Here is an 18792-nt window from a genome sequence, read left to right on the forward strand (position 1 = left end):
CCTGCCGTTTTCACGGTCGCAGCCATTGCTGGCCAAGGTAAGTCGGGTGAGCATCAGGCTGTTCTTGGTTTCCTGAGAAGTCATCCTTCACTCAATTGATCGCGCCACCATGGCGCACCCACAGATTGCGATTCATGCAGACGGCGCGCAGGTAGAAAGTGGCAATGCCCAGCGTCTTTGACCCGACTTCAGAATTCCAGCAGTAAAAACCGCGGAAAAACAGGTCCGGATCGCCATTGGCAAGGCGTCCGGCCTCAATCGGGTGGGTATCATCCACAAGGAAGAGGAAGACATCGCGATCGGACGCATAGAGCGTCGTTGTGTCGCGGGATACATCGACAAAGGGGTTATAGTGCATCGAAGACCAGTCAAGGACGCCGGGCACTTTCCAGCGCGTATCGCCCACACCGTCGCCCGCGATCTTCATGACCGCGGCGACCAGCTCATGATCCCAGATGCGTCCATAATCAGGACCTGTAACCGCGCGTAATTCAGCGCGGCCATTTTGCGTCTGAAGCAGCTTCACCTGTTCGCCGCGATGGGAGAGCAGGCCATGCTGGAGATTGATGCCGGCAAGCGCTGCGGGCAGCGAGCGCAGATAGGAAGCGGGTGCACCGACCAGGCTGGAGAGCTGGCCAAAGGACCAGTTGGTGGGCGCGATGGGCATATCCTCGCCCGGCACGAATAGGGTCAGGCGTTCCGGATTATCGGCACGCGCTTCGACCCGGAGCGATCGGCTTTCGACGATCCGCGTCGTCGCTCGCTCGGCCCGCGTGCGGACATGGTCGTAAAGGTCTGTCAGCGACAGGAATTTCTCGTCATCGGGCCGCGAAAACCATTCTGACGAGACACGGCTGACATTATGGCCGCGGGAAATATCGACGCGATAGGCACCCGTTACCGGCGCACTGTCGACCGGGATTGCAAGACTGGACATGAGAGGCTCTCCTCATAAGAGTCATGAAGCCAGGGCAGCGCCACTGATCCTCGCAAATCCCTTCCCCCCTCCCCTCCGCATGTCTGGCCAGGGTCCTGTGTCCCACAAACAGCGTGTCACCGTTCAGATCACAGCACCGCTCAGTGCGGCTGACAAGGCGTGAAGGGTGCTTTCAAATTCGAGGCGATCAGGAAAAATGGCGCACCACCCGCCGCGGAAATGTCCGACGCGCGGTCTGGAACAGACTTCCGCCCATTCAAAGCCGATCGGTGCCTGTGCCAGGCTTTGGGCACAGCAGCGCTGGATCAGCTTTGCAATCGGCGCAGGCTGAAAATCCGTCATCCCGCAAATCACCACTATTCGCATGTCCCGATTATCGCGATCGACGTCGATCTGGAGATCAGCACCAAAGTCGGGGAAATCGGGATTGTCGAAAATGGTGAGCAGGCCTGACCATGGATCGCCTTCATCAAGAGGGGGAAACAATGTAGTGAGTGCGGCGGAGGGCGCGTCTGGCTCGACGTCATCGCGCAACGACATTACGGCGTACCAGGCTTGGCCCAATGTTTCGGCCTCTTCCACATGACATATGAACGCAAAACTCCCCTGAATATATATGTCCGCCATTGTCCATAAGCTCCTGTACCGGTTTACCTGCCCAAGCTGTTTGCCTGCACAGACATGGCTCCCCCTCCCCTTTGACAAATCACGGCCCGGATGGCTAAACTCCTGTTTTTGAGCCGCGGCTCCTGCAGCGCCGACATTCTCACCATGTCTTGGACAGGATATTCCCATGACCGATGCCGACCAGCCCGACTATACGGTTCTGACCGTTCAGTTGCTCAGCGCCTATGTCACCAATAATATGGTGCCAAGCGCCGATCTGGCAGGGTTGATCCAGTCGACACGTGCAGCGCTGGTGGCGCAAACATCCGCAGTGGAAGCAGAGCCCGTGCTGGAATACACGCCTGCGGTCAGTGTTCGCAAAAGTCTCGCCTCCCGCGAGCATCTCATCAGCCTCATCGATGGCCGGCCTTACAAAACGCTCAAGCGGCATCTGGCCTCGCACGGCCTTAAGCCAGCGCAATATCGTGAGCGCTATGGTCTTGCGTCAACCTATCCCATGGTTGCACCGGCCTATTCCGAGCAGCGCCGGGAAGTCGCGCAACGGCTCGGCCTTGGACAGCGTGGAACTGCTGCAAAAGCCGCCGCTGCGAGCGCTGCTAATGTGTCGCCGGCAACGAGCGAGCCGACCATCGCAAATGTCCCTACCGAACAAGTGTCTGCGCCTGTGACGGGCAAGGGGCGGAAGGTAAAGACGCCTAAGACGACGGTCGCAACAAGCCGGGCAAGGCCCACAAGCAAGGCTGTATCTGCGCCCATAGCATCAACCGCCGATGAGAAGATGTCCGCAACCGGCGCTCCAAAAGACGCCATAGCGACATCTGCCGACATTTTACCACCCAAGGCATCGCGCAAGGTGAAGGCAGCAGGAGACCAGCCCGTCGCCAAGCCTGCGCGAAAAACGCCTTCCAAAGTCAGCATATCGGCGACATCTATTGATGCGATCGCCCCTCCGGTTGACACCGTCAAAGCCTCGAAGCCTGCGAAAGCGAAACGTCAATCGAGCGTCACCGCGAAAAAGACGCCAGCGGAACCCGCACCTAAAGCTCGCTCTGCAAAAACCGTAAAATCTTCTCGCAAGACCCTCGGTATCAAAACGCCCGACGTACAGTCCGCGCCGAAAACGGCGGAAAGCTGACCTGGTCCGAGACATTGAGATAAGCAGGACAGCCGCCGGGGTGCTTGGGTTCCATGAGCTTCGGCGGCCAATGTCTGACCTCAGGATTACTAACTACAAGTCCAGATACTCAGGCTGTCTGCATCTTTTCAATCGCAGCGGCAAAATCCTGGATGTTTCCAATCGCCATCGCCATTCTGCGCAGTGCTTCTTCGCGCGTGTCGCAATCCTCGGGGGTACCCAACTCAATCATCAGAAATGTGAAGAGCGTATCGCTAACTGCGCGAACCTGCTCGATATCTTCGACATGGGCGAAGTCACCCTCGCAATAGGCGTCGGCGCATGTACGCTGAAACGGATTGAACATAAGTTTCCCTTGTCAGATAAGCGGATACGGCATTACCATGTCACACATTGCCGTCTCAGCGTCGCTCCGCGATGATCGCGTCGAGTATTTCGACAGCCCTGTCGACGGGAATGAAAAGCCGCGTGCGATACTGGATGATCTCGCTGAACACACCGCGCGCTTTCAGCCAGGCGCGGTCACCAGTATCATAGTCGCGGATTTCAAGGCGACGGGCACTGTTGACGAGAACTGAGGCGAGACGCGCTTTGCCAAGACCCGGTATGGCGACGTCGTCCCCAGCTTTTACGGCAGTAAGCAGGTCTCTGGCACCGAGCCTTATGCCCTGTTCCAGTCCAAAGGCCGCTTGCAGTTTTTCAACCGCGCCCGGACGAATGATCCGGCCCAAAATGGATGTGCCCGCGCCATTATCGATACGCCACACGCGCACATCGTCCTGTGGTAGCCTGTTCCAGACAGGCAGAAGAAGGCCCATCGCGACCCAGATGGTCTCGACGTCAAGCCGTCCTTCTGCGGCGGCCACCTCCTCGTCCCAGACAGTCTTGAATGTCTCGGCATCGATGCAGGCCCAGTGACTATGTACGAGCGATGCCCGATCGATCCGCGTCGATCCGGTGGGCCGGACAAGCTGGCACATGGGAATGGGTCGCCCTTCTTCATCGGTGATCGACCAGGAGGGCAATTGCAAGGCGACGCGCCCGGAGCGGCTGTTGCGCAACCAGGCCATGTCGTCCATGCCCTGATACCGTTGGTTCAGTATGTGCCATGTGGTGACGCGGGGCTGGATGTGAAGCTCAAGGCGCAACAGACAGGTCTGCGCGCCGGTCACCGGATCTGTGCGCAAAATCTGCTCAGACAAAGTCTCGATCCGCTCGGCGCGAATAGTCTCGACGCCAAGGTCAAGCGTGCCCGCCGCACGAGCGGCGTCCACCCTCGCCTCAATGAGACCCATATATTCCTCAAAGATTGCATTCTGGATCGCGATCCGCAGCGCCAGGATGCGATTAAGCCAGCGCTGGATGGGCGGGAGGGTTTCAAGCAGGTTACCGCCCTCATCGACGAGCTTGAGACCAGTCAGTGTGACGAAGTCGCCCATCGTCACGCTGGAAAGCTTGCCTGCGAAAAGCAGCCGATACCATTGCCCAAGCGCTTCACGCGCATAGTCGCTTTCAAGATTGTCGGCCGGATCGAACATATTTTGGCCGCCCGTCTGCCGTTGTCCGCGAGTTAGGGCACCAAGGCCGTCCAGCCTTCGCGCAATCGTGCTGATGAAGCGGCGTTCGCCCTTGCAGTTGGTGGTCACAGGCCGGAACACCGGGGGGCAGGCCTGGTTGGTACGATGGGTGCGCCCAAGCCCCTGGATCGCGACGTCGGCACGCCAACCCGGTTCGAGCAGGAAATGGATGCGGCGTTTGTCTGCGCTTTTGCTGGCAAGATCGGCATGGTAGGAGCGCCCGGTGGATCCAGCGTCGCTGAATATCAATATGGGCTTGACCCCTTCCATAAACGCCCGTGTTTCGCTGATATTGGCATGTGTGCCGCGCCGCTCGACCTGCTGCCGCCCGCTGCTATCAACGACGATCCGGCGTGAGCGCCCGGTAACCTCGGCGACCTTGTCCGCACCAAAATGCGCGATGAGCGCGTCCAGGGGAGCAGGGATGGGAGGGAGCGCGCACAGATCCTCGATCATCGTGTCGCGCGCATTGAGCGCTTCCTGGCAATGAACGGGCTGCCCGTCGGCATCGATCATCGGTTCAGAGCGTAGTTCGCCGTCGCTGGCGCGGTACACCCGCATCTGCCGGGTGGGAAAGGCCGATGTGAGATAATCAATCAGGGTTTGAAGCGGCGACAGGTCAAGATTTAATCTGGCACGATCTTCCGCACATAAGTCGGCAAGACGGCGTTCCAATATCGCTTCGGCTGTCGTGACGAGTTGCACGACAGCAACATGGCCGACGGCTATCTCTGCCTCTATGGCCTTGATCAGGCTCGGCACCTTCATCGCAATCAACAATTGCGAGAAGAAGCGCTGCTTGGCACTTTCAAATCGACTGAGCGCCGCGCCTTTAGCCTGGCCGTTCAGCGTCTGTCCTGACATGGCATCGACGACGCCGGACGCGCCCAATATCTTGTGCAGATTGGCATGGATCACCGCCCACCCATCCGCGAAGGCATCATAGATGGCGATCTGGTCAGGGCTCAATCGATGTTCGAGCGGATCATATTCCACCCCGGCAAAGCTGAGCGCCCGCGCGGTGTAGAGGCCGGTGGCTTTGAGATCGCGCGCCACGATCTCCATCGCGGCGATCCCGCCCCCGTCCATCGCCGCCATGAAAGCATTGCGGTCGGTGAAGCCTGTGCCCGGCCCCCACAGGCCAAGGCGCGAGGCATAGCTGAGGTTTTCAGGCTTGGTGGCACCCGTCGCGGACACATAGGCTATCCGCGCGCGGGCCAGGGCATTTTGGAGGCGAACGCCCGCCAGGCCTTGCTCTGACCCCTTCGCCGTTCCAAAATCGCCTTGCGTGCCTGCAGCGTTGCCCATCGCGTGGGATTCATCAAACAGGATGACGCCCTCAAATTCAGCATCGGTCCAGACCAATATCTGCTGCAGGCGTGAGAAATTGTCCTGACGGACCGAGCGCAGCGTTGCATAGGTGAGGAAGAGAATGCCAGACGTCATGGTGATCGGCTCACCGAGCGGGAAGGCATCGAGCGGCTGGATATCGATCGGCAGGCCGCCAAGGGCGCTCCAGTCCCTTCGGGCGTCTTCGAGCAGGGCAGCACTGCGCGAAATCCAGATGGCACGGCGATTACCCCTGTTCCACTGGTCAAGGATCAGGCCCGCCCCTTCCCGGCCCTTGCCAACGCCTGTGCCATCGCCAATGAAATAGCCCGTCCGATAGGCGCGCCCTGCGGGATCTTCATGGAGTTGATCCCCTGCTGCATTGGGCGTGAACATACCGGGCAGATCGCGTGAAAAGGCTTCGCCTGCATGGATGATGGTTTCCAGTTGCGCCTCGGACAGGGCAGCGAGCGCCCTTGGTTGTAATAATGGCTGCCAGCGCGGTACGGGCGGCAATACTGATCCCATGGCCAGGGATTCCACCAGCTTGTCGGGATGGGGTGTCGCGCCTTCGATCGCAATCCGCGCAAGCCGCCAGGGCGCATAGATGCCAACAGGGTCGCCTACCGGCAGAGGCGTGTCGCGTACGGCGTAGGAAAGCGGAACAGCATTGGCATTGTTTGCTGCTATACGCGCCGGCGCGGCGAGTGGCGTGGCGGACAAAGTGCGAAACAGCGATGCCGCCTCATCCTTTGCCTTTGGCCGAGGGAGATGGAACGCGACGGCAGGACTTGGTGGCTTTGGCAACGGCGGGGGTGGCAACAAGGCAGGTGGATCGAGCCGGTCAGGCAATGCCAGGACGAGATCAAGCGCTGCGTCCAGATTATCGGCGACATGACTTTGTCCCTGACCATGCCATCCCTTGTCGAATAACAGCAGTCGTACAGCGATACCGGTGCCATGTTTGGCAAAGGGGCTGCCCAGGATGGTGATTTCAACGCGAGGCGGGATCAATTGCGCGATCGTCGCATAGGCTTTTGCGCCGCTGCCATCAGCAGCAAAGCCAGGTGGCATGATGGCGACACAGCGACCGTGCTGGCGCAGTCGTAGCAAGGCCGAGCGCAAATGCCGCACCCCGGCCTGCCGGTCATTGCCGCGTCCCTCGCTGCGACCGAAGGGCGGATTGATCAGGACCACAGAAGGGTCATTGCCCAGGGGCAACAGATCATGGATATATTCCGCGTCATGGCAGGTGACAGCCTGCCCGATGGCAAGCGTGAGCAGCGCCGCGCGGTCGGGATCGCGTTCATTGAGCGTGAAGGTGCAGCGTCCAGGCGGAATGGATCCGAGCAACATTCCCGTGCCTGCCGATGGTTCGAGAATATGATCCTCTGGCCCAAGGCGTGCTGCCTGGACCGCCAGCCATGCGAGGGTCAGCGGCGTGCTGAACTGCTGCATCGCGATCTGCTGTTCGCTGCGATAGCTGTGCGTGGGCAGGCTGGTTTCAAGACGGCGCAAAGCGGCGTAACAGGCAGTCGGATCTCCGGATCTGGCGATGCCACTATTCCCCCGCCGCAGGAACAGTATCAGGGCGATTTCAAGCGCGTCATAGGCCTGGCGCATCGACCATGCGCCTTGTGCATCGCTCGCGCCAAAGCTGGCTGTCATCAGCTTTCGTAGGGCATGTCGGGTCGGTATTTGCGATTGCGTCAGATTGTCGGCGAGTATTGTCGCGACATCGAATAGGCGTTGCGCGCGTGAACGCGTTGCGACGGGATCAGGCTGCTGCGTAGCGAACAAAGGAAGAGTCATAAATATCTCCAGGCCTCGGACCCGATCGGTCCACGCCTCGTCCGCTCCCCTTCCCTCCCAGGACGGCGGACAGAAAAAGGGACCATGACGACACATCATGGTCCCCAGCATTATACCCCAGGCTCAGGCCGCCTGCGCGACGCGGTCCTCTCCAGAATCTTCGTCAGGTGCCTCAGCCAGCGCTTCCGCCGCAGCATCCCCATCGACACTGACCCGCCCGACGCCACAATCGGCATCGCCATCTCCGGTGAGACTGGCTTCAGCTTCACCAACCGGCACAAAGCGCATGGCGTCCGGCAACCATTGCAGCGCGCGTTCCTTGACCTCTGCCTCGACGATGAGATCGCCGCTGAACAGTCGCTCGGCCGAGAGCGCAAGATCATGCTTCTTCGACGCCGCGTAGCGGGAACTCAGCTCTAGGCCGCCGACCGTTTCGAACGCCTGGAGGATCATCGCCTTGCTGACCCGGTCGAAATAGTTGCGCGCGGTCGGTCGCCACCAGGCCGTAACATCGATCCCGCACTTGACCCCCAGATGGTCGAGAAACACGCTGCCGGTCCGCCCGGCAGGCACCGCCTGGACCGTCCGGGCAATTGCCCAGCTGAACCAGGCAGCCCGTGCCTCCTGGCTCAAAGCGCAAAAGGCGTCATAGCGTGTCCGCACATCGGCATGATTGATCCAGCATCGATCAAGATCTTTTTCCAGCTTGAGCCACTGGTCGGCGGCAGGCGTATCGCTCTCATAGCCATGAAGCGGCGATGCGGGGGCATTGGCGCGCAGGTCGGTGGCCCGTTCCGCGCTGCCATAGGTGCGCGTTGCCGCGTCAGCCATGCAGAAAGTGGCGAGATCGAGCGCGAACCGCGGATCGCTGGCGATATGGACGCGCAGAAGTTCAGCCTTCATTTCAGCGAGCTCATCGGCAAGGCGCTGGCTGATCTTTGGCTGGCCCGGCACCACCTGTGCTGGCGCGCGATCCGCATCCGCATCGACTTCATCATCATCACCGGTCGAATCCTGCGCATCGTCGGCCTGTTCAGCCGGAACATGATAAAGCTGTTCGTGGACGCGCGGCTGACCGTCGGAACCGATCACCACATAGGCCAGTGCGGACGCCTTTTGCTCCTCGGTCAGAATCGGTGCCCGTTGCCGGATTGCCTCATATTCAGCATTCAGCCGATCATAGCGCGCTTCGACCTCCTCCTCGGTCTCGTCGGTTTCAACCGGGTTCTCGAACGCTTCCAGTTCCACTTCGATATCAGCAAGCCGCTGTTCCTGCTCTGGCGTCAGCGGTGGCTGTTCGCCCTCAATGGGCTTGAGATCCCAGGTTGCGCTATAGGCAATATGAGTGCCGGACACGATGCGGACATCGCCAAAGCCTTCCCGTTCCCGGATCGCTTGCGCCGCCTGCGCCAGCCTGTCGGTCGCCAGTTGATCGAGCAGGTCGCCATCGATCCACATCTCGCTCGCATCGTCGGTGAACAGGTCGCTGTCGATCCGGCCACCGGCGGCCACATAGGCGTGGGGACCGACAAGCAGGGCTTTAGGATCATTGCCACTATAGCTGCCTTGGGCAAGCTGGCGCCGGATCTCGTTTAGATTATTGCGGTAATAGCTCTGCCCCAGAGTTTCGAATATCTGCGCCTGGCGCACGGCATCGGGACTGCTGGCATAAGCCGTGGCAATCTCAAGGCTGATCTCGCCGTCGCGCAGGGCGTCAAAAATGCAGGGTGCCAGATCCGCAAGGCGCAGCCGTCCCAGTACGAAGCGCTCGGTCAGGCCAAAACGTTTGGCGATCTCGGCCGGGGTCTTGCCTTCGGTTTCGACAATATCCTGGAAAGCCCGGCAGGTGTCCGCTGGGTTCATGCTGAGCTTGAAGAAATTTTCCTCCAGGCTGGTGGCGATCGCATCTTTCGCGTCGCGCAGGACCAGCACCGGCACCTGATAGTCTGGCCCGAAGACGCCCTTTTCGATGAGACGATGCACCGCATCGAGGCGCCGTCCGCCCGCGGCGATACGATAATGGCCTTTCTTGCGCGCAACCGGCACGCCGATCAGATTCTGCCTTATGCCCTTGGCCGCGATATTGGCCTCAAGCTGGGCGTCGGCGACAGCATCGCTCGACTTTCGGACATTGGATGGCGACTTGCTGAGGTTCGCCGCGGCAACGAGAATGGGAAGCTGGTTCATCGACTGGGATCTCCAGGCGCCAAAGACCCGCCCATCGGGTCTTCCTGCGCCACATCATCCAATCCCCCTCCCTCCCTTGCCTGCTGGACATCGTTCCAGTCATTATAGCCTGATGGCGGCCGGATATGCCTGACTGGCCTGCCGGCGCCGCGATACGCCGCCAGCGCACGCATTGCGGCGATTTTGCCCGCACGATCGTTGTCGGGCAGGATAATTAGCCGCTTAACCGACGCGGGAATGGCAATGCTGTGCAAGCGCTCGCTACCGAGCGTGGCCCAGACCGGAATTTCGAGAAAGGACATGGCCGACAGGGCCGTCTCGATCCCCTCGGCAAGACCAAGAATATTGGTAGCAGGAGCCAGCATGACGGCGCCATGGCCGGGTCGGCCCAGCAAGCGACGCGCCGGTTGTACGTCGGCAGCGAGACGGGAATAGCGAGGATCAAGGAATGTCCGGTGGATGGCGACAATTTCTTCTCTGTCGCGCACAGCAGCAATCATGGCAGGGCGAAACTCAAGCCCCGTGTCGGTTCGCAAGGGCGTTCGCGGATGAAAGCGCAGCCATTCTCCCAGATTGGTGATGGAACGAGACTGCAGATAGTCCTGTGCCGGCGTGTCAGCGATCGGTCGGCTCGCATGCCAGATGTCCCTCGCCTGGCTGCGGAAACCGGATTGAAAATCGCGCGTCGAATGACCTGGCTCATGACAAGCTGTCAGCGCCTGATGGTCGATCCGTGCGATTGCGCGCAGCACATCGCGGGCATGGCAGCCTGCAAAGCATTTGAAGAGCAGAGCTGTCTTGCCCAGTCGGACAGAAAGGCTGGGATGATGATCGTCATGGGCCGGGCAAAGGCACAGGCCGCCAGACGAGGCCCAGCGGCCGCCCAGACGGTTGACCAGCAGCTTTGCGCGCGCTTCCATGACAAGCCGGTCGATGGGAACCGTCATTGCGTCAATGCCTGTCGCGCGCAAGGATCGCCACGGCTCGCCGTAAATGGCGACGAACCCGGCGGGGGCGGATCTCGAAGGTTCGCGCAATGTCGTCAATCTGCATGGCATAAGGTACGCGCAGCAAGAGAAAGAGCCGGGTCAGGGTTGGCATATGTTCAGCGCAGCGTGCGGTCATATCGGTTTTGTCGGAAGACAAGGCCGATTGATCGTAATACCATGCGGATCGGTCCTGCGACTGCTGTTTAGGCAGAAGTTCATCCTGATCCGCTTGTTCCTGGTCGTCGAGCCAGGCAAATATAGTGCCCATGAGAGCCTCATCCCTGCGGCAACGCAGGCAGGTGAATATATGGCGCGCGAGGCGGACGATAAGTGCGTTCATGGTGGATATCCGTTGGGACGTTCTGGCCGAAACCTGCCCGATCATCCCCTGTCCATCCCCTCCCCTCCATGCCCGGAGATCTGGATGGCGGCATCCCGCACCAGGCCAGTTGCGACATGGCTATGCAAATTTCTTCGATTCGTCTCAATTGCTCGGCCAAATGGTTGCGTTTGCGTTGCAATTTCATGACATTGTGAGCGGGGCCGCAGAGGAGATATCAGGCGCGACCGATCTGCCCCGATGCGTCGCAAGGCTGGAGACAGTGCGCGATGATGAACAAACCACCCGTTCCGCCGGACATTGCGGTATTCAGGACAAGGCTCGCCAGCCTTACGGGTCGGCAACGGCAATGCCTAGTACTAGTGGCGCAGGGCTATTCCAGCAAGGAAATTGCTTCGCGACTGGGCAATAGTTCCGGCCGTGTCGACAAGCATATATATGAAGCGCGCGGCAAGCTCGGCGGCATTGGCCGGCAGCAGGCGGCACGCCTCGTGGCTGCCTATGAAGCGGACCGCACGGAGATTTCTCCGGGGGCCCAAAAAATAGGCGCCCAATCTTTGGTCCTGCCAATCCCGGCTGCGTCTGGCCAATCTGATTCCACTGACGATCAAGTGGACGCAGATATTGCCGATGCCGATTTATTGGCCACGCAGCAGGAGGGCTACCATGGTTTGGTGCGCTTTCCCCTTATGGGCAATTTTCTGCCGTTCCGCACAAGCGGGAGGCCCGACAATGACCTGACTTCGAACATGACGTTGATCGCTCTTGCGATCATGGCGACGCTTGCTCTTGTGATGGCTGGATCGGCCGCTTCACTGCTCTCGGCGCTAGACGCCCTGGCTCGCCACTAAAACCAACATTTTTATGTTTTCCCTGTTCACCCGCTTTTGCGGGAAGGAGATTCTATGCGCGTTAAACGACAGACCATCGCCAAATCGGTTGCCGAGCGGCTATTTGCCGCCGAAGCTGCGCTCGATATTGCTGCAGCCCGGATTGCCGAACTCAACGCCTCGCTACCCCTGGCTCGTCTTGATGCCCGTTTTGCAGCTGCGATCGGCCAGGAGGCTATCGCGACATCTGCCGCTGCTGTCATGCTGATTGCGCAGACGCGCGAGCAGATGGTCATAACCCACGCCCATCTCAAACGGGCCAGCGATGATGTTGGGCTCGGGCAAACCGCTTATGGCGACCTTTTCAAAGTTGTCTCGCATGATCAGCCTGCCCATCTGCGCGTCGTCTGACGCGCAAGAGAGGATTGACGCAATGCGGCCACCTGGGTTCAATCAGGGTCATGACCCGGCAAATCGCGTTCCTGACCCTGCTCATTGTCAGCACCCTCTATGCCGCATGGCGGGGCGGCACGCCCGAAAGGATCGGCGCTGCAGCCCTGCTGGGCGCTGCCTGTCTGTCCGTAGGGCTTGTCGACCCGTTCGGCGACCGGTTCCATCATATCGAGATCGCCATTCTCCTGGTCGATTTTGCCTTATTGAGTGTGTTTATATGGCTTTCTCTACAAAGCACACGGTTCTGGCCGCTCTGGGTCGCGGCGATGCTAGGCGCAGAGGTAGCCGTGCATCTGATGCGGATCCTGATGCCGGCGATTGTACCGCGTGCCTATGTCGATGCGCTGGCGGTGTGGAGTTGGGTAGCACAAACCATGCTCATCGGCGCGACCTTTCGACATCGCAGCCGGATAAAGCGGCGCGGTGTCGACAGGCCCTGGAAGAGCTGATCGCGCTCACCTGTCCGGCGCGCGCGCCCGAACTGGCGCAGCAGCTGGTCGACAGGTTCGGTTCTTTTGCTGCAACCCTCTCTGCGCGGCGCCAGGACCGGATGCGCCTTCTGGATGGCGCGCTATGTGTCGAGCGGACATTTGAGTGCCTGCAAATGTCTATCCACCATATTCTGCGCGGAAAACTCGCCGGTAAACCGATACTCTCGAACGAACAGGCACTGCTGGACTATCTGCGCGCCACCATGGCATTCGCGCCGGTCGAACAGTTGCGGGTGCTTTTCCTCAACGCCGTCAATGAGATATTGGCAGATGAAGTGCTGGCGACCGGCACCATCTCTCATGTCCACGCCTATCCACGTGAAATCATGAAGCGATGCGTCGAGATAGGTGCGACCGCAATTTTTCTCATTCATAACCATCCATCGGGCCAACCTCAGCCTTCACGGGCTGACCGGGCCTTCACCAGGAAGATTGTCGATGCAGCACGTTGCCTGGATGTCGCGGTCCATGATCATCTGGTCATCGCCCATGCCGGGCATGTGAGTTTCCGCCAGGCGGGGTATCTTTAGCCCCACGGCCCGCCGCGCCGCAGGCGTAGCCAGAAAGGCGGCAACCACTTCAGGCGAACCGCAATGATCAATGGGGCTTTCAAACATGGCCCGCTCGTTCACGGGCCGAAGAGAGGAGCGAAGGGTCACTATCCAAAAAAGGAGGCATGACATGGCGCAGATATATCCCCCCGACAGACGTATCGATATGTGCCGCAGGCTGGTGGCCATGCGGCGGACGATTGGTGAGGCTATTGGCTATCGTCTATGCCCCAGCCCTGTCTGGGACATGCTGCTCGATCTTTACCTGGCGCAATATGAGAAGCGGGAGGTCTATCTCTTCTCTCTGTATACCGCCGCCCCCGACATTCCGCAATCGACCGCCCACCGCAAGATCGCCGAGATGGAAAAGCGAGGGTTGGTGACGCGGGACATTCCTCGTCCAGATGGGCGACGCGTCGCGATTTCGATGACGGCCCAAGGCCTTGCCATCGTCGACCGTCTGCTTGATCGGATTATTGAGTTATGGGAAGGCGGGAAATCATAAATCACCTATGCGATTGCCTTCTAAGCGCAGCGTCCCAATTTAGGCATGGATGGCCAGCCTGTTTCCCGATCTGTTCGAGCCCCCGAAAATTCCGGGCCTCTCCTATCGTGACGACCTTCTCTCTCGCGACGAGGAATTGAGCCTGATAGCCGGGATCAATGCTACCACGCTCGAGCCATTTCGCTTCCAGGGCTGGCTTGGCAAACGCCTGACCAGTTCCTTTGGCTGGCGTTATGATTTTGACGACGCACGCTTTGGACCGACGGATCCCATGCCTGATTGGCTACTGACGGCGCGCGACAAGGCCGCAGCCTTTGCTGGCCTTGATTCCGCCAACCTCGCCCAGGCACTCCTGATTCGATATGATCCTGGCGCAGGCATCGGCTGGCACCGCGATCGCCCGGTCTTCGACCATGTTGTTGGTATTTCGCTGGGCGTGTCTGCCCCCTTGCGTTTTCGGCGGCGCAAGCCCGACGGGTTCGATCGCATCACCGTTCCGCTTGCGCCGCGCTCGGTCTATCATCTTGAAGGCGAAGCGCGGTACCAATGGGAACATAGCATAGCCGAAATGGACGAGACCCGCTGGTCGATCACCTTCCGCACGCTTTGTGAGAAAGTGGTGAACCAAAATAGGCTCGGATATCGGTAAGCCTTCAATGCGCCATGGCGCTCGCATCGAGAAGCTGGTCCAGCCGCGTCGCAATGTCGAGCCATCGCACCACGCCTGCCTGATCGCCCGCCAGCGCCAGCATTCTTACCCTTTCTGCAATGAAGTCGCCGGCGTTCGCGCCATGCTCCCGCTCGACCGCCAGCGCTTCAGCCCAACGTTCAAGATCGGCCCTCACAGCAGCGACGGCGCAGATGCTGCTGCCCGCGGCTTGTTCCAGGGATCGCTGGTGCGCGTCATCTCGATGAGATCGTCGGGGAAGCAGCGATCCTGGAAAGCGATCGCCTCGTCGAACGATCCGCCGAGCCAGCGGTCATATTCATCCTCATGCAAGAGCACAGGCATGCGATCATGCACCGGGCGGATCGCTTCGTTGCAGTCGGTCATCACCCCTGAATAGACCGCGCCCCATTCCTGGCTTTCCCGCCAAAGTCCCGCCCAGGCAAAGACCGGTCGATCCTTCAGATGGAACCAGGTACGGGTCTTGCTCCCCTTCTTGCCCTCCGCTTCTGCAAAGGCCGTCAAAGGGATGAGGCAACGCCATTGGGGCTTTCGCGCGAGGCCGACCCACATGGGTTTGCGCAGGTCGGCAATGTTATTGACAGGCTTTGGCTTGGATCCAGGCTTCATGCCGCGCAGGACCAGCGGAAACCCCCAGACCATGGATTGAAGGACACGCTTTCCTTCTGCCTCGCGCACCACCATGCCGGGATAGCCGGGATAGACTTCGTCCGGCACGTTCATGGCGGCGATGTCGGGCGCCTCGACGCCGAAATGCGCCGCCACCTCGGCTGCGCTTAGTCGCTCGGTATAAAGATTACACATCGTCGCACCTGCCTAGTCGCGCCGCCCGACTGCAAGTGTTGCGCGGCGTTCAGAGCAAGGCAAGCTGCGGCTGGGCTTTCGCCGGCAATTTTCCGCTGCGCCAGAGATCTTCTGTATGCTCGACGACCATGCGCTCAGCAGCAAAGGGTGCGCGATGCTGGAATCCGATGACGTCCCTGATGCCGCCGTGCAGCCATGCGTCATAGTCGTGGGGATCGAAAAGAACCGGCATCCTGTCGTTGGTCGGCATGACCGCGGCGTTCGCCACCATTGTCATGCCCGCATAGACAGGGCCGTAATCAGGCAGGTTCCGGCAGAAGCCGGCCCAGGCCATGACGGGAGCATGTTTGACCGAGAACCAAGTCCTCGTCTTATGCCCGGGCGCGCCGTCCGGATTGGCGAAATGGGTCAGGACGATAAGGCAGCGATAGCGCGGGTCCACGACCATATGCTCCCACATGGGATTGGTGAGATCGGCAACCAGCCCCAGCCGCTGAGGATCGTCGCCATGTTCGCGCATCTCGCGGGGCGCGGGAATCCCCACCCCATCGACCGTAACAGCCGACGTCCCCGGCTTTCAAATACGACGAGCCCGTCGGCGCCCTCGGTGGTTTCACGAGCAAAATGGACAGGCCCTTGCGGCAGCGCCGCACCGAAATGCATGGCGACTTCGCCGACACTCGCCAGGGTCGTATGCAATCTGGACATCGACCGCTCCTAGGGAGACTCGAAAGACATCCGATGATTGGAACATAAAGCGAACAATATTGTCAACCGGCGATAGCCGGGAAGCGCCGTGGACGGACGTTTCCCGGCGAAATTTCAGCCGTTCAGTTTATCCTTTATCGCCTTGGCGGGCGTGAAGCCGAGCTTCTTGGCAGCTGCGATCTGGATAGTGGCGCCCGTGGAGGGGTTGCGACCTTCGCGCGCTGGCGCGTCCTTGACCTTGAACTTGCCAAAGCCGTTCAGGGCAATTTCTTCGCCCGCTGCTGCAGCATCAGCGATTGCGGCGAAGACCGCGTCGACCAGCTTGCGGGCATCCGCCTTGGAAAGGCCGTTGTCGCCGGCGATCTTCTCAGCGAGGTCGGTATTGTTCATGGGCTATATCCTGTGTCGTTGGACGGCGGGCATAGACGAGGGCGCAAGCCAACGTCCAGCCAGGACGCTATCGCTTTTTGGCAGTCTATTGGCTTCATCGTCCTCCCAGGCCTTGCTTGCCTTTGCGGGGCCTGACATTCGGGATGCCCGATCCCATCTATGGCATCTATGCCATCCAAGACGACGCATGATGGAGACCAGAATGGCTACGGCGCCCAATGATGCCCTGATTGTCATATGTCCGGCTTGCGCAACGGCGAACCGGTTGCCCCGCGAAAGGCTGGCCAAGGGAGGAACCTGCGGCCGATGCAAGCGCCCCCTATTCTCTGGGGAGCCCGTCAAACTGACCGCAGATAATTTCGACGCGCATGCCGCGCGGTCCGACATTCCCCTGCTTGTCGATTTCTGGGCGAACTGGTGCGGCCCCTGTCGTCAGATGGCCCCCGCCTTCAGCGCCGCGGCCGGACAACTTGAACCCTATATGCGCCTTGGGAAACTCGATACCGAGGCGCATCAAGCGATCGCGGGTCGCTATGCCATCCGGTCCATTCCCACGATGATCCTGTTTCGGGGTGGCCGCGAAATTGCGCGGCAATCGGGCGCTATGCCGCAACAGGCCATCGTTGCATGGGCGCGCGAGGCGGCACGACCGGCGTGAGCCGGGAGCCCGCCACCCACCCGGCGACGCCCGATGGCCGTTATTTCGTCGTGCGCGGTCGCCTGTGGCGACTGTCCAATCCCGCGTTGGACGAGGACGTTCGCGCCACCCTGGTATCGGATCTGATGCAGGCGCGTAGAGCCGTGCGCGACGCCCGTAAAAACGGCGATGTATCGGCCGAGCGTGAAGCGCATGCGGCGGCGGCCATTGCCAAACGCGGACTTGGCGAGCGTGGCTCAGTCTGGTGGACTGATGGCGCACCTGACTATAATCGCCATATGGCGCGCAATACGCCCTATGCTGACTGGTTTGCAGCCCTCGACTGACGCGCCTTGCGCACCGGCTTGTTGGCCAGCTCAATCCAAACTGGAGCATGGTCGCTCGTCTTTTCCCATCCGCGCGGCGCTGTATCGACCTGCGCCCATTCAAGCTTGCTGCGTGCCTTTGCGTTGAGCAGAATATGGTCGATCCGAAGGCCCGCGTTGCGCTCGAACGCCCCGCGCCAATATTTCCAGAAGGTGTAGATGGTCTCATCAGGATGCAATTCGCGCAGAGCGTCGCTCCATCCCTGCTCCAGCAGATGGCGATAGGCGTCCCTCACCTCCGGCGCGAAGAGCGCATCGTCCCGCCACCGCTCGGGCGCATAAACATCCAGATCGGTTGGCATGACGTTGAAGTCCCCGGCGACCACAACCGGCGCATCGAGATCGACGAGCAAGGCAAGGTGATCATGAAGCCGCTCGAACCAGCGCAATTTGAAGTCGAACTTGGGTCCAGGGCGTGGATTGCCGTTGGGTAGATAAAGACCAGCAACCAGGACCCCGGCAACCGCCGCTTCGATGTAGCGGCTTTGCGTATCGTCCGGATCGCCGGGCAGGCCGCGGCGCGTCTCATGGATATCACCGACACGGCTCAGGATCGCAACGCCGTTCCATTGGCTTTGCCCATGCCATATCGCGTCATAGCCTGCGTCGCGGATCGCTGTTTCGGGAAATTTGCCCTGCGGCGCCTTCAGTTCCTGCAGACAGACGATGTCGGGCTCGGCTTCGCCCAGCCATCTTAGCAGGACAGGCAGGCGCCCGTTAATCCCGTTCACATTATAGGTGGCGATCTTCATCGTTGCGTTGACCTAGCTGGCGCGGGAGAGGCATGGGAATGGTTATAAGCCATGGATGATCCACACATCCCTGCGATCAGCCTGGCGCGTCGAGCGCCAACAAATCCTGCTCCTCTGGATGGCGATCAAAATAGCCGGCGACGAATTCGCATAGCGGCACGACCTTCAATCTCTTCTCCCGCACGTCCGCCAACGCGCCGGCGATCAGCTTACTGGCAATGCCTTGCCCTTCCAGCGCCTCAGGAACCTGCGTGTGCGTGAAGATCAATGCGCCATCGCGCCGTTCATAGGCCGCAATAGCCGTGCTACCATCGACCTTGAGTTCATAGCGGCTCTCGCCTTCATTATCGCGGACGTCCTCGTCTCAGCCATAGTCGGTTCCTCTTTCTTTCGGGTCATATGCATCGGCGATTTTCGCAGAGCCGGTCGATAGATCGAACAGATGGACAATGGCGCGGTTCCGCTAGAGCTGTCTGCTGACGAATGTGGCCTGGCCTTTGCGTTCCGATGCCGTGGCAGCCACAAGCCTTGCTGGAAAAAGCCGAGCTGCAGCGCTCATGAACAGCAGCTTCACCCGTCATTCATCGCAACATGCTATTTCATGTTCTGTCGCTTCTTCCCCCCTTTGGAGCGGCACCTCCCTGAACTTCGGTCCCGCCGCGAG

20 protein-coding genes and 2 pseudogenes are annotated in these 18792 nt (G+C 60.1%); 9 read left to right on the plus strand and 13 right to left on the minus strand.

Translation table 11 applies throughout. The features are described from left to right. Positions 1 to 118: 118 nt before the first annotated feature. Positions 119 to 937, minus strand: a pseudogene (locus D0Z70_RS23195) (DUF932 domain-containing protein); the annotation flags it as partial. A gap of 123 nt (positions 938 to 1060) precedes the next feature. Beyond that, positions 1061 to 1519, minus strand: coding sequence for a hypothetical protein (locus D0Z70_RS23200; protein ID WP_239019104.1), 459 nt, complete (start codon positions 1517 to 1519; stop codon positions 1061 to 1063). 211 nt (positions 1520 to 1730) lie between these two features. Between D0Z70_RS23200 and D0Z70_RS23205 the strand changes: the two genes are divergently transcribed. Further along, positions 1731 to 2699 carry a Ros/MucR family transcriptional regulator gene (locus tag D0Z70_RS23205; protein WP_119750478.1) on the plus strand — a complete coding sequence of 323 codons (969 nt, stop codon included), beginning with the start codon at positions 1731 to 1733 and terminating at the stop codon, positions 2697 to 2699. A 109-nt stretch (positions 2700 to 2808) separates the two neighbouring features. Here the strand turns inward: D0Z70_RS23205 and D0Z70_RS23210 are convergent, their stop codons facing one another. The 5 genes from D0Z70_RS23210 to D0Z70_RS23230 all read right to left on the minus strand — a co-directional run bounded on the left by D0Z70_RS23210 (position 2809) and on the right by D0Z70_RS23230 (position 10933). Beyond that, the gene (locus D0Z70_RS23210; RefSeq protein WP_119750480.1) at positions 2809 to 3045 is read right to left on the minus strand and encodes a hypothetical protein; all 237 of its coding nucleotides are present in this window, start codon (positions 3043 to 3045) and stop codon (positions 2809 to 2811) included. 55 nt (positions 3046 to 3100) lie between these two features. Continuing rightward, positions 3101 to 7273, minus strand: a complete 4173-nt coding sequence (locus D0Z70_RS23215) for a strawberry notch-like NTP hydrolase domain-containing protein (RefSeq protein ID WP_239019105.1) — start codon at positions 7271 to 7273, stop codon at positions 3101 to 3103. Between the two features lie 267 nt (positions 7274 to 7540). Beyond that, on the minus strand, positions 7541 to 9604 hold the full coding sequence (locus tag D0Z70_RS23220) for a ParB/RepB/Spo0J family partition protein (RefSeq protein WP_043150398.1): 2064 nt from the start codon (positions 9602 to 9604) through the stop codon (positions 7541 to 7543). Continuing rightward, on the minus strand, positions 9601 to 10356 hold the full coding sequence (locus D0Z70_RS23225) for a DUF7146 domain-containing protein (RefSeq protein ID WP_239019106.1): 756 nt from the start codon (positions 10354 to 10356) through the stop codon (positions 9601 to 9603). The genes D0Z70_RS23220 and D0Z70_RS23225 overlap by 4 nt, the downstream gene beginning before the upstream one ends. 199 nt (positions 10357 to 10555) lie before the next feature. Next, complete coding sequence (locus D0Z70_RS23230) at positions 10556 to 10933, minus strand: sigma factor-like helix-turn-helix DNA-binding protein (RefSeq protein ID WP_043150395.1); 378 nt, start codon at positions 10931 to 10933, stop codon at positions 10556 to 10558. Positions 10934 to 11202: 269 nt separating this feature from the next. Between D0Z70_RS23230 and D0Z70_RS23235 the strand changes: the two genes are divergently transcribed. The 6 genes from D0Z70_RS23235 (at position 11203) to D0Z70_RS23260 (ending at position 14412) form a co-directional block, all read left to right on the plus strand. Further along, positions 11203 to 11784, plus strand: a complete 582-nt coding sequence (locus D0Z70_RS23235; RefSeq protein ID WP_119750486.1) for a helix-turn-helix domain-containing protein — start codon at positions 11203 to 11205, stop codon at positions 11782 to 11784. 36 nt (positions 11785 to 11820) lie between these two features. Continuing rightward, positions 11821 to 12174, plus strand: a complete 354-nt coding sequence (locus D0Z70_RS23240) for a hypothetical protein (RefSeq protein ID WP_239019107.1) — start codon at positions 11821 to 11823, stop codon at positions 12172 to 12174. A gap of 50 nt (positions 12175 to 12224) precedes the next feature. Further along, the gene (locus D0Z70_RS23245) at positions 12225 to 12665 is read left to right on the plus strand and encodes a hypothetical protein (protein WP_043150388.1); all 441 of its coding nucleotides are present in this window, start codon (positions 12225 to 12227) and stop codon (positions 12663 to 12665) included. After that, positions 12569 to 13237, plus strand: a complete 669-nt coding sequence (locus D0Z70_RS23250; RefSeq protein WP_081764066.1) for a JAB domain-containing protein — start codon at positions 12569 to 12571, stop codon at positions 13235 to 13237. Before D0Z70_RS23245 ends, D0Z70_RS23250 begins: the two co-directional genes overlap by 97 nt. 151 nt (positions 13238 to 13388) lie before the next feature. Beyond that, positions 13389 to 13763 carry a helix-turn-helix domain-containing protein gene (locus D0Z70_RS23255; protein ID WP_043150459.1) on the plus strand — a complete coding sequence of 125 codons (375 nt, stop codon included), beginning with the start codon at positions 13389 to 13391 and terminating at the stop codon, positions 13761 to 13763. Between the two features lie 49 nt (positions 13764 to 13812). Continuing rightward, the gene (locus D0Z70_RS23260) at positions 13813 to 14412 is read left to right on the plus strand and encodes an alpha-ketoglutarate-dependent dioxygenase AlkB (protein WP_119750488.1); all 600 of its coding nucleotides are present in this window, start codon (positions 13813 to 13815) and stop codon (positions 14410 to 14412) included. A 4-nt stretch (positions 14413 to 14416) separates the two neighbouring features. On the opposite strand, the gene D0Z70_RS23265 is transcribed toward D0Z70_RS23260, so the two are convergent. The 4 genes from D0Z70_RS23265 to D0Z70_RS23280 form a co-directional block, all read right to left on the minus strand. After that, positions 14417 to 14608, minus strand: coding sequence for a DUF6961 family protein (locus D0Z70_RS23265; protein ID WP_043150386.1), 192 nt, complete (start codon positions 14606 to 14608; stop codon positions 14417 to 14419). Then, positions 14605 to 15255: an SOS response-associated peptidase gene (locus D0Z70_RS23270; protein WP_081764065.1), complete on the minus strand. Its 651-nt coding sequence runs from the start codon at positions 15253 to 15255 to the stop codon at positions 14605 to 14607. Before D0Z70_RS23270 ends, D0Z70_RS23265 begins: the two co-directional genes overlap by 4 nt. A 49-nt stretch (positions 15256 to 15304) precedes the next feature. After that, positions 15305 to 15775 (minus strand): SOS response-associated peptidase family protein, encoded by a 471-nt coding sequence (locus D0Z70_RS23275; RefSeq protein ID WP_235209618.1) that lies wholly within the window; start codon positions 15773 to 15775, stop codon positions 15305 to 15307. 302 nt (positions 15776 to 16077) lie between these two features. Continuing rightward, positions 16078 to 16353 (minus strand): HU family DNA-binding protein, encoded by a 276-nt coding sequence (locus tag D0Z70_RS23280; protein WP_043150384.1) that lies wholly within the window; start codon positions 16351 to 16353, stop codon positions 16078 to 16080. A 202-nt stretch (positions 16354 to 16555) separates the two neighbouring features. Between D0Z70_RS23280 and trxC the strand changes: the two genes are divergently transcribed. Next, positions 16556 to 17011, plus strand: a complete 456-nt coding sequence (gene trxC, locus D0Z70_RS23285; RefSeq protein WP_043150382.1) for a thioredoxin TrxC — start codon at positions 16556 to 16558, stop codon at positions 17009 to 17011. Beyond that, entirely contained in the window at positions 17008 to 17337 is a 330-nt protein-coding gene (locus D0Z70_RS23290; protein ID WP_239019108.1) for a hypothetical protein, read from the plus strand. The genes trxC and D0Z70_RS23290 overlap by 4 nt, the downstream gene beginning before the upstream one ends. Here D0Z70_RS23290 and xth read toward each other — a convergent pair. Both xth and D0Z70_RS23300 read right to left on the minus strand, forming a co-directional pair. Next, positions 17307 to 18128, minus strand: a complete 822-nt coding sequence (gene xth, locus D0Z70_RS23295) for an exodeoxyribonuclease III (protein WP_043150380.1) — start codon at positions 18126 to 18128, stop codon at positions 17307 to 17309. The genes D0Z70_RS23290 and xth overlap by 31 nt on opposite strands. A gap of 76 nt (positions 18129 to 18204) precedes the next feature. Beyond that, positions 18205 to 18447: pseudogene (locus tag D0Z70_RS23300) on the minus strand (GNAT family N-acetyltransferase); the annotation flags it as partial. Positions 18448 to 18792 lie beyond the last annotated feature (345 nt).

The organism is Sphingobium terrigena, from assembly GCF_003591655.1.
Classification (GTDB): domain Bacteria; phylum Pseudomonadota; class Alphaproteobacteria; order Sphingomonadales; family Sphingomonadaceae; genus Sphingobium; species Sphingobium terrigena.

Bases quoted from the DNA above. Each gene is read 5' to 3' on its own strand.
- D0Z70_RS23205 (WP_119750478.1), top strand. From the start codon at position 1,731: ATGACCGATGCCGACCAGCCCGACTATACGGTTCTGACCGTTCAGTTG.
- D0Z70_RS23210 (WP_119750480.1), bottom strand. From the start codon at position 3,045: ATGTTCAATCCGTTTCAGCGTACATGCGCCGACGCCTATTGCGAGGGT.
- D0Z70_RS23215 (WP_239019105.1), bottom strand. From the start codon at position 7,273: ATGACAGCCAGCTTTGGCGCGAGCGATGCACAAGGCGCATGGTCGATG.
- D0Z70_RS23220 (WP_043150398.1), bottom strand. From the start codon at position 9,604: ATGAACCAGCTTCCCATTCTCGTTGCCGCGGCGAACCTCAGCAAGTCG.
- D0Z70_RS23230 (WP_043150395.1), bottom strand. From the start codon at position 10,933: ATGAACGCACTTATCGTCCGCCTCGCGCGCCATATATTCACCTGCCTG.
- D0Z70_RS23235 (WP_119750486.1), top strand. From the start codon at position 11,203: ATGATGAACAAACCACCCGTTCCGCCGGACATTGCGGTATTCAGGACA.
- D0Z70_RS23245 (WP_043150388.1), top strand. From the start codon at position 12,225: ATGACCCGGCAAATCGCGTTCCTGACCCTGCTCATTGTCAGCACCCTC.
- D0Z70_RS23255 (WP_043150459.1), top strand. From the start codon at position 13,389: ATGGCGCAGATATATCCCCCCGACAGACGTATCGATATGTGCCGCAGG.
- D0Z70_RS23260 (WP_119750488.1), top strand. From the start codon at position 13,813: ATGGCCAGCCTGTTTCCCGATCTGTTCGAGCCCCCGAAAATTCCGGGC.
- D0Z70_RS23270 (WP_081764065.1), bottom strand. From the start codon at position 15,255: ATGTGTAATCTTTATACCGAGCGACTAAGCGCAGCCGAGGTGGCGGCG.
- D0Z70_RS23275 (WP_235209618.1), bottom strand. From the start codon at position 15,775: ATGCGCGAACATGGCGACGATCCTCAGCGGCTGGGGCTGGTTGCCGAT.
- D0Z70_RS23280 (WP_043150384.1), bottom strand. From the start codon at position 16,353: ATGAACAATACCGACCTCGCTGAGAAGATCGCCGGCGACAACGGCCTT.
- trxC (WP_043150382.1), top strand. From the start codon at position 16,556: ATGGCTACGGCGCCCAATGATGCCCTGATTGTCATATGTCCGGCTTGC.
- xth (WP_043150380.1), bottom strand. From the start codon at position 18,128: ATGAAGATCGCCACCTATAATGTGAACGGGATTAACGGGCGCCTGCCT.